Raw genomic sequence first — 13386 nt, 5'->3', positions numbered from 1 at the left:
CCCCCTTCGTGCTGTGGGGGCCGCCGTCGCCGACGACGGTCTGTCCGACCGTTCCCGTCGTGGCCCGCAGGGCGTCGTGAGGCAGGCCGGAAGGGGCGGACAGGCCCGAGGGGCGAGCGGCTGCCGGGCCGGGCGGCCGCTCGCCCCTCGCTCAGGCCTTGCGGGCGCGGGTGGCCTTCTTCGCTGCGGCCGTCTTCGTGACGGCCTTGGCCGTACCCGCCTTGGCACCCGTGGCGTTCGCCTTGGCCACCGCGGCCTTCTTGGACGCCGCGGCCGTCTTCTTCGCCGGGGCGGTCTTCTTCGCCGGGGCGGTCTTGCGGGCGGCAGTCCTGCGGGCCGTTCCCCGCCCGGAGGGCACCGCGGCCTCGCTGACGCGGTCCGCGTCCAGGACGCCCTGGAGGAACTTCCCGGTGTGGCTGGCGGGGACCGAGGCGACCTGCTCCGGCGTCCCCTCGGCGACCACCAGACCACCGCCGTTGCCGCCCTCGGGGCCCATGTCGACGACCCAGTCGGCGGTCTTGATGACATCGAGGTTGTGCTCGATGACGATGACCGTGTTGCCCTTGTCCACCAGGCCGGAGAGCACGGTGATCAGCTTGCTGATGTCCTCGAAGTGCAGACCGGTGGTCGGCTCGTCCAGGACGTAGACCGTGCGTCCGGTGGAGCGCTTCTGGAGCTCGCTCGCCAGCTTGACGCGCTGCGCCTCACCGCCGGAGAGGGTCGGCGCGGACTGGCCGAGCCGCACATAGCCGAGGCCGACCTCGTTGAGCGTACGGAGGTGGCGGGCGATCGTGGGGACGGCCTCGAAGAAGTCCAGGCCCTCCTCGATCGGCATGTCCAGCACCTCGGCGATGGACTTGCCCTTGTAGTGGACCTCCAGAGTCTCCCGGTTGTAGCGCGCGCCGTGGCAGACCTCGCACGGGACGTACACGTCGGGCAGGAAGTTCATCTCGATCTTGATCGTGCCGTCGCCGGAGCAGTTCTCGCAGCGGCCGCCCTTGACGTTGAAGGAGAAGCGGCCCGGCAGATAGCCGCGCACCTTCGCCTCCATCGTCTCGGCGAAGAGGCGGCGGACGTGGTCGAAGACTCCGGTGTACGTCGCCGGGTTGGACCGGGGGGTCCGGCCGATGGGCGACTGGTCGACGTGCACCACCTTGTCGACGAGGTCGTCGCCGTCGACCCGGGTGTGACGGCCGGGGACCGACTTGGCGCCGTTCAGCTCGCGGGCCAGGTGGGTGTAGAGGATGTCGTTGACCAGCGTCGACTTCCCGGACCCGGAGACGCCCGTGACGGCGGTGAGGACGCCGAGCGGGAAGGAGACGTCGATGTCGTGGAGGTTGTTCTCCCGGGCGCCGTGCACGGTGAGACGGCGGGCCGGGTCGACCGGGCGACGGATGTCGGGGGTCGTGATGGACCGCTTGCCGGACAGGTACTGGCCGGTGATGGACTCCTTGTTGGCCAGGAGCTCCTTGAGCGAGCCGGAGTGGACGACCTTGCCGCCGTGCTCACCCGCGCCGGGGCCGATGTCGACGACCCAGTCGGCGACCTTGATGGTGTCCTCGTCGTGCTCGACGACGATGAGCGTGTTGCCCATGTCGCGGAGCCGGACCAGGGTCTCGATGAGCCGGTGGTTGTCGCGCTGGTGCAGGCCGATGGACGGCTCGTCCAGGACGTACAGCACGCCGACCAGGCCGGAGCCGATCTGGGTCGCCAGCCGGATGCGCTGGGCCTCGCCGCCGGACAGGGTGCCCGCCGCGCGGTTCAGCGACAGATAGTCCAGGCCGACGTCGACGAGGAACCTCAGCCGCTCGTTGACCTCCTTGAGCACCCGCTCGGCGATCTTCTTGTCGCGGGCGTTCAGTTTGAGGCGGCCGAGGAACTCGGCGCACTCGCTGATCGACATCGCGGCGACCTCCGCGATGGACTTCTCCATCACCGTCACCGCGAGCACGATCGGCTTCAGCCGGGTGCCCTCGCAGGTGGGGCAGGGCACCTCGCGCATGTAGCCCTCGAACCGCTCCCGGCTGGAGTCGCTCTCGGCCTCGGTGTGGCGCCTCTTGACGAACTGCACCGCGCCCTCGAAGGCGGGGGTGGTGTAGGCGCGCTCGCGCCCGTAGCGGTTGCGGTAGCGGACCTCGGTCTGGATCTTGTGGCCGAAGAGCAGAGCCTTCTTGGCCCGCTGCGGCAGCCCGGCCCAGGGGATGTCCGTACGGAAGCCGAGGGCTTCGGAGAGCGCGCCGATCAGGCGGCCGAAGTACTCCTTGGTGTGGCCGTGGGACCACGGGTGGATCGCGCCCTCGTCGAGGGACTTCTCCTCGTCCGGAACGATCAGCTCCGGGTCGACCTCCATGCGCGTGCCGATGCCGGTGCAGTCGGGGCAGGCGCCGAAGGGCGAGTTGAAGGAGAAGGAGCGCGGCTCCAGCTCCTCGAAGGAGAGGTCGTCGTACGGGCAGTAGAGGTGCTCGGAGAACATCCGCTCGCGCTCGGGGTCGTCCTCGGGGAGGTCGACGAAGTCGAGAACGACCATGCCGCCGGAGAGACCGAGCGCCGTCTCGACGGAGTCGGTCAGCCGGCGCTTGGCGCTGTCCTTGACGGTGAGGCGGTCGACGACCACCTCGATGGTGTGCTTCTCCTGCTTCTTGAGGGTGGGCGGCTCGGCGAGCTGGATGGTGGCGCCGTCGACCCTCGCCCGGCTGTAGCCCTTGGTCTGGAGGTCGGCGAAGAGGTCGACGAACTCGCCCTTGCGCTCGCGCACCAGCGGCGAGAGGACCTGGAAGCGGCTGCCCTCCGGCAGGCCGAGGACCTTGTCCACGATGGCCTGCGGCGACTGGCGGGAGATGGGGCGACGGCACTCGGGGCAGTGCGGCTTGCCGATCCTCGCGAAGAGCAGCCGGAGGTAGTCGTAGACCTCGGTGATGGTGCCGACCGTCGAGCGCGGATTGCGCGAGGTCGACTTCTGGTCGATGGAGACGGCCGGCGAGAGACCTTCGATGAAGTCGACGTCCGGCTTGTCCATCTGGCCGAGGAACTGCCGGGCGTACGAGGAGAGCGACTCGACGTAGCGACGCTGCCCCTCGGCGAAGATCGTGTCGAACGCGAGGGACGACTTGCCCGACCCGGAGAGCCCGGTGAAGACGATGAGGGAGTCGCGGGGCAGGTCGAGCGAGACGTTCTTCAGATTGTGCTCGCGCGCGCCACGGACGATGAGACGGTCGGCCACGCCGGTCCGCACCTTTCTAGAGAGAAGCGGGGGAACTGAGCCCCTCTCCCAGGGTATGGGGGGCGCCACAGCGGTGTAAGAAGCTTTCGATTCCGAGCGTATAGCACGCACATTCGATTTACGGCCACCCTCTGACTCCTTCACCCGAATGGGTGGCAGAGCTAGGCTCGGCCGCATGATTGATCATGCGCACGACCTGGGAGCTGTACGCGAAGCGACCGAACGACTGCTCGACGCAGTCGGCAAACTGGACAACGCCGCTGTCGCCGAGCCGTCACGGCTGCCCGGATGGAGTCGGGGCCATGTTCTGGCCCACCTGTCACGTAACGCCGACGCGATCCGAAATGTTCTCCGGGGACTCCCGATGTACGCGAGCAGCGAAACCCGGGACGCCGACATCGCCGACGGCGCCCCCCGCCCGGCGGCCGAGCAGCTGGCCGACCTGCGGGAGAGCGCGGACGGCTTCCTGGCGGTCGCCGCCGAACCCGCCGACTGGTCCCGTACGGTCACCCTGCGCAACGGGGTGACGGACTCCGCGGCCCGGGTGCCCTTCCGGCGCTGGGTCGAGGTGGAGCTGCACCACGTCGATCTGGACGTCGGCTACGAGCTGGAGGACCTGCCCGCGGAGTTCGTTTCGCGGGAGATCGCCTTCCTGGCCGAGCGCTTCCTGGGCAACCAGGAGGTGCCCGCCACGGCGCTGACCGACCTGGACGGCCGCACCTGGAGCACGGGCGGCGGCCCGCCGAGCGCCCTGGTGACGGTGCAGGGGCCCGCCGCCGAGCTGCTGGGCTGGCTCTGCGGCCGCCGTGACGGCGCCGCCCTCACCGCGGCAGGAGGCCCCCTGCCCGCGCTGCCCCCGCTATAGGCTGAGCCGTATGACGTACAGCGGAGCGGTGAAGGTCGGCGGACCGGCGAGCGTGCACGAACTGACGGATCTGATGATCTCCAAGGTCGCCGTCGGCGAGATGAACAACAACGCCTATCTGCTGCGCTGCCGGGCGACCGGCGAACAGCTGCTGATCGACGCGGCCGCCGAGCCGGAGACGCTGCTGGCGCTGATCGGTGACGACGGGATCGCCTCCGTCGTCACCACGCACCAGCACGGGGACCACTGGCAGGCACTGGCCCAGGTGGTCGGGGCCACCGGCGCCCGGACGTACGCGGGCCGGTACGACGCCGAGGGCATCCCGGTCCCGACCGATGTCCTGGTCGAGGACGGCGACACGATCACCGTCGGTCGTGTGGTGCTGACCGCCCGCCATCTGGTCGGTCACACCCCGGGCTCCATCGCCCTGGTCTACGACGATCCGCACGGCGCCCCGCATCTGTTCACCGGGGACTGCCTCTTCCCCGGCGGGGTGGGGAACACGAACAAGAACCCCGAGGCGTTCGCGAGCCTTCTGCGCGACGTCGAGACGAAGCTGTTCGACCGGCTGCCCGACGAGACGTGGGTCTATCCGGGCCACGGGCACGACACGACGCTCGGCGACGAGCGGCCCCAGCTGCCCGAGTGGCGCGCCCGCGGCTGGTAGGCCGCGCGCCCCTCTCCGGCGCGTGTCCCTCGTACGCGTACACCGGCAGCGGCCGGGGCGGACGGCTTTCGCCGTACCGCCCCGGCCGCTGCCGGTGTGTCCCTGGACCGCCCGGGGCGGCCCCGGGGTCAGCTGTTGATGCTCTTGCTGTCCTCTTCGGACGGGCCGGTGGTCTCCGCCTTCCGGGCCTCCTCCGCCTCTGCCGCGGCCATCTTCTTGCTGGCGATGAGGCTGGTGATCGTGGTGATCACCAGGACACCGCCGATGACGGCGAGGGAGAACGGGATGGAGACGACGGGCACGTGCACGCCGTTCTCGTGCAGGGCGTGCAGCACCAGCTTGACGCCGATGAAGCCGAGGATCACCGACAGGCCGTAGCTGAGGTGGACCAGCTTCTTCAGCAGACCGCCGATGAGGAAGTACAGCTGGCGCAGACCCATAAGGGCGAACGCGTTGGCCGTGAAGACGATGTACGGGTCCTGGGTCAGGCCGAAGATCGCCGGGATCGAGTCCACCGCGAACAGCACGTCGGTCATACCGATGGCGAGCATGACCACCATCAGCGGGGTCATGACGCGCTTGCCGTTGTTGCGGATGAAGAGCTTGGTGCCGTGGTACTTGTCGGCGACACCGAAGCGGTGCTCGATCGACTTCAGGAGGCGGTTCTCCTCCCAGTCGTCGTCGTCCTCGTCGGCCCGCGCCTCCTGGATGAGCTTCCAGGCGGTGTAGATCAGGAACGCGCCGAAGATGTAGAACACCCACGAGAAGTTCGCGATCACGGCGGCGCCGGCGGCGATGAAGATCGCCCGGAGCACCAGGGCGATCAGCACACCGATCAGCAGCACGCGCTGCTGAAGGTGTGAGGGCACCGAGAACTTCGCCATGATCAGCACGAAGACGAAGAGGTTGTCGACGCTCAGCGACTTCTCGGTGATGAATCCTGCGAAGAACTCGCCGGAGGCCTGGCTCTCACCGACGACCGCGAGCCCGGCCCCGAAGAGCACGGCCAGCGCGATCCAGACGATGGTCCAGATTCCGGCTTCCTTGGTCGACACGTCATGGGGCTTGCGCCCGATGAAGAAGTCGACGGCGATCAGGGTTGACAGACCAACGATGGTCAGGACCCATACGGTCCATGAAACGTCCACTGCGCCTCCGGCAGTTCGCTACGGCTACTTATCAGCGTCGTCGCTGCCGGAGGTCTCTTCCACCCTTGCACGCGCTGTGCGTGCCTGGACCGGCGCCCCGGGACCGATAACGGTCCGTATTGACGGGACGTCGCGTAAGGAGTACTCCCCTCCGTTCCCCAAACAGTACAGGCATCACCAAGTAAAGGTAAAGAAAAGGGTAAAGGGATCGTCAAAAGTGCAGGTCGTGGCCTTCTGCTCGATCAACTGCCGGCCCCTCGGCGAGCCGCTGCCACCGCCGCGAGCACCTGGTCCAGGACGCGGCTGCCCGGCGGGACCGCCAACGGCTCGTACGTCCAGGCATGCCCGACCCACGGATCGGCGAGGTGGTTGTCGGCTACCGGGGTGATCCGCAGGAGCGAACGCCACAGCGGGTCGAGCACCGGCCCGTACGCACTGGCCTCCTCCCGGTCCGCGACCATCAGGAGGTGCACCCCGACCGCGGGGCCCTCGTCGGCGAGATAGCGGAGCTGGGTGACGGCCCGGTCGTCGAAGCCGTGCGGGAAGTCGTTGACCACCAGGAGTTGCTCGCCGGTGTCCAGATCGGGCGGGAGCGCATCGGACGCCCCGGCCCGCACTGCCATCTGCACCAGGTCCACCCGCCGGGTGAGGTGGGCGAGGACCGAGGCCACTCCCCCGGATCCGGCGGCGGGCGGTCCGGCGAGGACGCCCGCCTCGACCAGCGGCGCGAGCGGGCCGGCCGCGGCGCCCGCCGGGTCGATGACGTGCACCGAGAACTCACCGGGCGGATACACCGCGAGCAGCCGCGCCGCGTGGGCGACCGCGGTCTCCATGGCGAGCCGGCGCAGCCGGTCCGTGTCCATCAGGGCGGCTGCCTCGGACGCCGTCCGTCCGCTGTCCACCCAGATCCCCCGCTCCAGCGGCAGCCGGACGAGCAGCGGGATGCGCAGGTCGGGGCGCTCGGGCAGGTGGAGGTCGCCGATGCGCAGGGCCATCGGTATCTCCATCGGGACGCGGTGGGCGTGCCAGACGGGGTTGCCCCAGCCCGCGTACGCGGCCGGGAGCGCGGGCTCGACGACGGCCGCCTCGGCGGCCAGCTGGGCCAGATCACGGTCGAGTGCCTCCCGGGCCCGGGAGGTCAGCTCGTCGCGCTTGGCGCGGGCCGCTTCGCGGGCACGGTCGCCCGCGCCCCCGATCCGATTGCGCGGGTCGGACAGCGACCGGTCGAGCTCCTGGTCCATCCGGGACTCGGCGAAGTCCGCGGCGCTGCGGTAGGCGGCGACGGCGCGGGCCAGATCCTCGAACATGCCCCAGATCTGGTTGTAAAGGCGCTCGTCCATCGACCAGCCGGTGGCGTCCCCGGCGACCGGCTGCGCGGCCTGTCCGGGCTGGGCCGGAGGCGTGGTCGGCGGGGGCGACGGGGGCGCGGCGTGCCGGCGCGGGTGCGCGTAGTTGATGGGGCCGTCGGCGAGCCCCGCGGCGGCCGGGCCCGGGGCGGTGTGCGGCTGGGGGGTGGTGGCCGGGTCGGTCAGCGGCTCGGGGGGCTCCGGGGCCGGGGGCGGGGTGGGCGGGCGGTGGTCCGCGGAGCCCGTCGCGTGCCGTACGCGGTCGCCTTCCTGGGTCCGGGGCGGCGGCGCCACCGAGCGGGCCATGCCCCGGGTGACGGCCTCCTGAATGGATCCGGCCAGTCCGCTGGCCTCGGCCACGCCCTGGTCGGCGAGCATCTCGGCGAGCCCGCCGGCGTATCCCTGTCCCACGGCTCGGACCTTCCAGGCATCCTGGCGGCGGTAGAGCTCCAGGGCGCTGACCGCAGACTCGGCGTCCAGGCCGGTGAGCGTGAAGGTGGCGATCTCGGCGCCGTCGAGCCCGGTGACGGCGACGAAGGGGGCGGGGACGGCGCCGAACCGTGCCGGGCCGCCGACTCCGACGGGAAGCGCGAGCAGCACGGTGACCCGGTGGGCGCCGGCGGGCAGGGCCTCCAGGTCGACGGCGAGGCGGTGATCGGCCGCCGCCTGCTGGGAGACCTCAAGACCGGGGAGCTGGGGCGAGCCGGGGTGGGCGATCCACTCGACGCCGCGCACCGTGCCCCGTTCGTCTCCGAGGGTGGCCCCGGCCACGACGGGCGCGCCCGCCGATACCCGGATCTCCAGACGGGTCTGGGGCAAGGTGTGGTTCTGCCCCCGGACCAGTTCGGCCGTCATTGCCCTGTCCCCCTCGACGACGGCCCGCGCGTCAACGGGCGCGGTGCCGTGCGGTGCCGTGTTCTGCTGTTCCGTGTATGACCGTGGACGTGTGTACCGTGCCCGGCCGTGTATGTGCGTGCCGTGCACGTGCGTGTGTGCCCTGCTTTTCTGTGCCGTGCGGTCTGTGCGTGTTGTCCGTGCGTGCCGCCGTGTGGGGCAGCTCCCGGCGGCGGGTGCCTCCGGGAGCTGCTCCTGGTCGCTCCGGTGCGGGCCGTGCCGGAACGGTGAGGGTCCTACAGGTGCGGGAGGATCGACGGCATCAGGTCCTGGAAGGTGCGGCCGTTGGCCGGGTTCCCGAGGGCTGTCATCTGCCATCCGCTGCCCGCGCGGTGCACCTTCGCCATGATCTGGGCGGTGTACTGGCCGCCGCCGTCGAGCGTGTACCGGGCGAGCTCCTGGCCGTTGGTCTCGTCGACGATGCGGCAGAAGGCGTGTCGGACCTCCTGAAACGTCTGCCCGGTGAAGGAGTTCACCGTGAAGACGATCTGGTCGATGTGGACCGGGACGCGCTGGAGGTCGACGAGGATCGCCTCGTCGTCACCGCCGGAGCCGGCGCCGCCGACCAGGTTGTCACCGGTGTGCTTGACCGAGCCGTCATCGCTGACGAGGTGGCGGAAGAACACGACGTCGACCGGCTGCTTGTCGGCGAAGAGCACCGCCGAGGCGTCCAGGTCGACCTCGCGGGTGCGCGAACCGAACAGGCCACGGCGCGGAGCCGCCTGCCAGCCGAGCCCCATCCGTACCGCGGTCAGGGTCCCCCCGTCGCTCTTCTGCAGGCTGATGGCCTGACCCTTGGTCATATTGACCGTCACGCGCTGTCCCCTCTCGGCATTGCCCCGCAACCATCCGTGTGCGGTTTCCCCGCACCCTACGCATTCCACCCCGGGCGACAGCAGGCTCGGCCCGTTTTCGTGTCGCTCTTGCAACACACCCGGCGCGGCCCGATCGGCGCCTCGGAAACGACACCGGAGTCGCACCGGAAACGGGGCCGGATACCGCCCCGGAACAGGCGCGGGACCGGCACCCGTCAGCGGCGATCCCGCGCCCGCAGGGCCACCGGGATCAGGCGAGGCCCGCCTCCTTCATCTGGCGCAGTTCCTTCTTCAGTTCACCGACCTCGTCGCGCAGCCGGGCGGCCACCTCGAACTGCAGGTCCGCGGCCGCGGCCCGCATCCGCTCGGTCATCTCCTCGATGATCCCGGCCAGTTCGGTGGCGGGCCGGTCGCTGAGCACCGCGCCGGGCGAGGCCGCCCTGCCCTTCGCCCCACCCTTGGCCGCCTTGGAGCCGAGCGCGGGCACCGGCGCCTTGGCCTCCTTGCCCTGCCGGTAGCCGGTGCCGAGCAGCTGCTCGGTGTCGACCTCCTCGCGGGCGATGGTCGCGACGATGTCGTTGATCTTCTTGCGCAGCGGCTGTGGGTCGATGCCGCGCTCGGTGTTGTACGCGACCTGCTTCTCGCGGCGGCGGTTCGTCTCGTCGATCGCCTGCGCCATGGCCGGAGTGATCTTGTCGGCGTACATGTGGACCTGGCCGGAGACGTTACGGGCGGCGCGGCCGATGGTCTGGATGAGCGAGGTGCCGGAGCGCAGGAAGCCCTGCTTGTCGGCGTCGAGGATGGCCACTAGGGACACCTCGGGGAGGTCGAGGCCCTCGCGCAGGAGGTTGATGCCGACCAGCACGTCGTACTCGCCGGAGCGCAGCTCGCGCAGCAGCTCGATGCGGCGCAGGGTGTCGACGTCGCTGTGCAGGTAGCGGACCTGGATGCCGAGCTCCAGGAAGTAGTCGGTGAGGTCCTCCGACATCTTCTTGGTGAGCGTGGTGACCAGGACCCGCTCGTCGCGCTCGACGCGCTTGCGGATCTCGTGGACCAGGTCGTCGATCTGACCCTCGGTGGGCTTGACCACGACCTCGGGGTCGATGAGGCCGGTGGGGCGGATGATCTGCTCGACGAAACCGTCGCCGCGCGAGAGCTCGTACTTCCCGGGGGTGGCGGAGAGGTACACCGTCTGGTCGATCCGCTTCAGGAACTCCTCCCACTTCAGCGGCCGGTTGTCCATCGCGGACGGCAGCCGGAAGCCGTGGTCGACGAGGGTCCGCTTGCGGGAGGCGTCCCCCTCGTACATCGCGCCGATCTGCGGGACCGTGACGTGGGACTCGTCCAGGACGAGCAGGAAGTCGTCCGGGAAGTAGTCGAGGAGGGTGTTGGGGGCGGTGCCGGGCGCGCGGTCGTCGAAGTGCATCGAGTAGTTCTCGACGCCGGAGCAGGTGCCGATCTGGTGGAGCATCTCGATGTCGTACGTGGTGCGCATGCGCAGTCGCTGGGCCTCCAGCATCTTGCCCTGCTTCTCCAGCTCGGCCAGGCGCTGCTCCAGCTCCTGCTCGATGCCGCTGACGGCCTTCTGCAGACGCTCGGGCCCGGCGACGTAGTGGCTGGCGGGGAAGACGTGGACCATGGGGTCCTCGCTGATGATCTCGCCGGTCAGCGGGTGCAGCGTGGACAGGGCCTCGATCTCGTCGCCGAACATCTCGATCCGGACGGCGAGCTCCTCGTAGACCGGGAAGATCTCGATGGTGTCGCCCCGGACGCGGAAGGTGCCGCGGGTGAACGCCAGGTCGTTACGGCTGTACTGCATCTCGACGAAACGGCGCAGCAGCTGGTCGCGGTCGATCTCCTCGCCGACCTTGAGCCGGACCATGCGGTCCACGTACTCCTGGGGTGTGCCGAGGCCGTAGATGCAGGAGACGGAGGCGACCACGACGACGTCACGCCGGGTGAGCAGCGAATTCGTCGCCGAGTGGCGCAGCCGCTCGACCTCCTCGTTGATGGAGGAGTCCTTCTCGATGTAGGTGTCCGACTGCGGGACGTACGCCTCGGGCTGGTAGTAGTCGTAGTACGAGACGAAATACTCCACCGCGTTGTTCGGGAGGAGCTCGCGGAACTCGTTGGCCAGCTGGGCGGCGAGGGTCTTGTTCGGCGCCATCACCAGAGTGGGGCGCTGCAGCTTCTCGATCATCCAGGCGGTGGTCGCCGACTTGCCGGTGCCGGTCGCGCCGAGCAGGACGACGTCCTTCTCGTCCGCGCGAATGCGCCGCTCCAGCTCGGCGATGGCCGCCGGCTGGTCGCCGCTGGGCTGGTAGGGACTGACGACCTCGAAGGGCGCCACCGAACGTTCGATCTTGGAAACGGGCCGCATGCATCCACCGTACGGCCCGCCACTGACAACGGCCCCGGATCAGCGGTAACGGGCCCCTTCCGCCCCCTCCCGGGCGATGTTCCGCGGGCGCTGCCCGCCCCGCGGGTCCGGACCGGGCTCGCCCGTCACGGCCCTGGGGTCGAACATGAGCACCACGGCGGCGAGGAGCAGGAAGCAGCCGGGTCCTGCCAGCATCGGGCCGATCATCTCGGCGGGCCGGTCGCCGGGCAGGACGTCGGTCAGGTCGGACGGCAGGGTGGGCGGCAGGTGCAGGTGCACGTCGAGCGCGGCCATGCCGGTGTAGTGCATCCCGGTCACCGCGACGGCCATCAGGATGCTCGCGCCGAGGCCGGAGCGGGCTCCCCGGAGGGTGACGGCGGCCCACAGGGCGCCTGTGGCGGCGATTCCGGCGATCAGCACCGAGAGGACCACGAGGGGCGTGTCGTACGCGAACCGCGCGTCCATACGCATGCCCGCCATGCCGAGGTAGTGCATCGAGGCGATGCCGAGGCCGGTGATGGTCCCTCCCGTGATCAACGCCATGCGGGTCGCGCCCCGGTAGCCGACAATGAAGATGCCGATGCCGACCATCACCACGGCAATGGCCAGGCCTGCGAAGGTGAGGGGTTTGTCGTAGGAGATCGGGGTCTCCTGCACGGTGAAGCCCGTCATCGCGACGAAGTGCATGGTCCACACCCCGGAGCCGATGGACAGCGAACCCAGCGCCAGCCAGCCGGCCCGCCAGGAGCGTGCCGCGTGAAAGGACCGGGTGGTGCAGCGGAGTCCGAGGGCGGCTCCCAGGGCAGCCATGAGGAAAGCCGCGACCGGAGTCACCAGGCCGTAGGTGAATCCGTCGACTGTTCCTTGCATGCGCGCACGCCCTTCGAAAAAGCCCGGGGTCGAGGAGGGTCCTTAAGGGGCGAGTCCCGGCAGGCAGACAAAGAAAGCCCATTTTATCGGCATGGCCGCGGGGCGTGCTCCGGCGGTGGCCCCGGGATCGAAGGCTCCGTTCATTTCGCGGCCATCGCCGCCCCGCCGGGTGTTGGCGGGCCGCTGTCACTCTCTGCGTGTCCGCACACTCCCGACGTGAGGAGTCCCCGTGTTCGTCCGCACCGCCACCGCCTCCACCACGGCCGCCGCCCTGCTCGGCGCCGGCGCCCTGCTGCTGCCCGCCGACCGGCCCGAGGCTCCGGAGCGGCAGGGGCAGGACGCCCCGGTCGTCGTGGCCCACCGGGGGGCGTCGGGCTACGCGCCGGAGAACACCCTCGCCGCCGTCGACGCCGCCGACGCGCTCGGCATCGAATGGGTCGAGAACGACGTCCACCGCACCCGCGACGGCGTGCTCGTCGTGCTGCACGACACCGACCTCAAGCGCACGACGGACGCCGAGCAGGTCTTCCCCGACCGGGCGCCGTGGGCGGTGAAGGACTTCACCGCGGCGGAGGTGGCGAGGCTCGACGCGGGCAGCTGGTTCGGAGCGCGGTTCACCGGGGCCCGGGTGCCGACGCTCACCCAGTTCCTGCACCGCATGGAGCGCAACCGGCAGAAGCTGCTGCTGGAGATCAAGAGCCCGGCGACCTACCCGGGCATCGAGCGGGACATCATCCGGGTCCTGGGGCGGTCGGGGTGGCTGGACCGCTCCCACGTACGGAGTCGGCTGGTCATCCAGAGCTTCGGCGCCGACAGCGTGAAGAAGGTGCACAGCCTGCGCCCCGACATCACGACCGGTTTCCTGGGCACACCCGCGGTGGCCGACCTGCCCTCGTACGCGGCGTTCACCGATCAGATCAACCCCTCGTACGCGACGATCGGCGCCGACTACGTGGCGGCCGTCCAGCGGCTCAAGGGCCCGCACGGCAAGCGTCTGCGGGTGAACACGTGGACGGTCAACAAGGCGGCGGACGCGGTGAAGGCCCGTGACCACGGGGTCGACGGCATCATCACCAACTTCCCCGACGTGGTGCGCGACGCGACGAGCTGACGCGGCAGGGGGGCGGGCCCGTCGGTTTCCGGCAGACGGGCCCGCCGCTGTCAGTGGCGGGCCGTACGGT

At 70.2% G+C, this 13386-nt stretch carries 9 protein-coding genes; 3 read left to right on the top strand and 6 right to left on the bottom strand.

Going from position 1 to position 13386, the window contains the following annotated elements:
* Positions 1-151 precede the first annotated feature (151 nt).
* Positions 152-3220 carry an excinuclease ABC subunit UvrA gene (gene uvrA / locus AB0F29_RS05150; protein WP_361867542.1) on the bottom strand — a complete coding sequence of 1023 codons (3069 nt, stop codon included), beginning with the start codon at positions 3218-3220 and terminating at the stop codon, positions 152-154.
* A 175-nt stretch (positions 3221-3395) separates the two neighbouring features.
* On the opposite strand from uvrA, the gene AB0F29_RS05145 reads away from it, so the two are divergent.
* Both AB0F29_RS05145 and AB0F29_RS05140 read left to right on the top strand, forming a co-directional pair.
* The gene (locus AB0F29_RS05145; protein ID WP_361867540.1) at positions 3396-4085 is read left to right on the top strand and encodes a maleylpyruvate isomerase family mycothiol-dependent enzyme; all 690 of its coding nucleotides are present in this window, start codon (positions 3396-3398) and stop codon (positions 4083-4085) included.
* Positions 4086-4095: 10 nt separating this feature from the next.
* Entirely contained in the window at positions 4096-4752 is a 657-nt protein-coding gene (locus AB0F29_RS05140) for an MBL fold metallo-hydrolase (RefSeq protein WP_018957617.1), read from the top strand.
* A 128-nt stretch (positions 4753-4880) separates the two neighbouring features.
* On the opposite strand, the gene AB0F29_RS05135 is transcribed toward AB0F29_RS05140, so the two are convergent.
* From AB0F29_RS05135 to AB0F29_RS05115, 5 genes are all read right to left on the bottom strand, one after another.
* A complete protein-coding gene (locus AB0F29_RS05135; RefSeq protein ID WP_361867538.1) occupies positions 4881-5900 on the bottom strand; it encodes a TerC family protein in 1020 nt (339 codons plus the stop codon).
* A 242-nt stretch (positions 5901-6142) separates the two neighbouring features.
* Positions 6143-8101 (bottom strand): TerD family protein, encoded by a 1959-nt coding sequence (locus AB0F29_RS05130; protein WP_361867537.1) that lies wholly within the window; start codon positions 8099-8101, stop codon positions 6143-6145.
* 275 nt (positions 8102-8376) lie between these two features.
* Positions 8377-8955 (bottom strand): TerD family protein, encoded by a 579-nt coding sequence (locus AB0F29_RS05125; protein ID WP_026290465.1) that lies wholly within the window; start codon positions 8953-8955, stop codon positions 8377-8379.
* Positions 8956-9205: 250 nt separating this feature from the next.
* Complete coding sequence (uvrB, locus tag AB0F29_RS05120) at positions 9206-11335, bottom strand: excinuclease ABC subunit UvrB (RefSeq protein ID WP_361867535.1); 2130 nt, start codon at positions 11333-11335, stop codon at positions 9206-9208.
* Positions 11336-11374: 39 nt separating this feature from the next.
* Positions 11375-12205, bottom strand: a complete 831-nt coding sequence (locus AB0F29_RS05115) for an MHYT domain-containing protein (protein WP_361867534.1) — start codon at positions 12203-12205, stop codon at positions 11375-11377.
* 229 nt (positions 12206-12434) lie between these two features.
* Between AB0F29_RS05115 and AB0F29_RS05110 the strand changes: the two genes are divergently transcribed.
* Positions 12435-13316, top strand: a complete 882-nt coding sequence (locus AB0F29_RS05110; protein WP_361867532.1) for a glycerophosphodiester phosphodiesterase family protein — start codon at positions 12435-12437, stop codon at positions 13314-13316.
* The last annotated feature ends 70 nt before the right edge of the window (positions 13317-13386 follow it).

This window comes from Streptomyces sp. NPDC026589 (assembly GCF_040638385.1).
Classification (GTDB): Bacteria; Actinomycetota; Actinomycetes; order Streptomycetales; family Streptomycetaceae; genus Streptomyces.
The sequence above is the reverse complement of the archived record's forward strand: the minus strand, read 5'-3'. Positions and strand labels throughout refer to the sequence as shown.

Excerpts from the sequence above, each read along its gene's own strand:
- AB0F29_RS05115 (WP_361867534.1), bottom strand. The coding sequence starts at position 12,205 with ATGCAAGGAACAGTCGACGGATTCACCTACGGCCTGGTGACTCCGGTC.
- AB0F29_RS05130 (WP_361867537.1), bottom strand. The coding sequence starts at position 8,101 with ATGACGGCCGAACTGGTCCGGGGGCAGAACCACACCTTGCCCCAGACC.
- uvrB (WP_361867535.1), bottom strand. The coding sequence starts at position 11,335 with ATGCGGCCCGTTTCCAAGATCGAACGTTCGGTGGCGCCCTTCGAGGTC.
- AB0F29_RS05145 (WP_361867540.1), top strand. The coding sequence starts at position 3,396 with ATGATTGATCATGCGCACGACCTGGGAGCTGTACGCGAAGCGACCGAA.
- AB0F29_RS05140 (WP_018957617.1), top strand. The coding sequence starts at position 4,096 with ATGACGTACAGCGGAGCGGTGAAGGTCGGCGGACCGGCGAGCGTGCAC.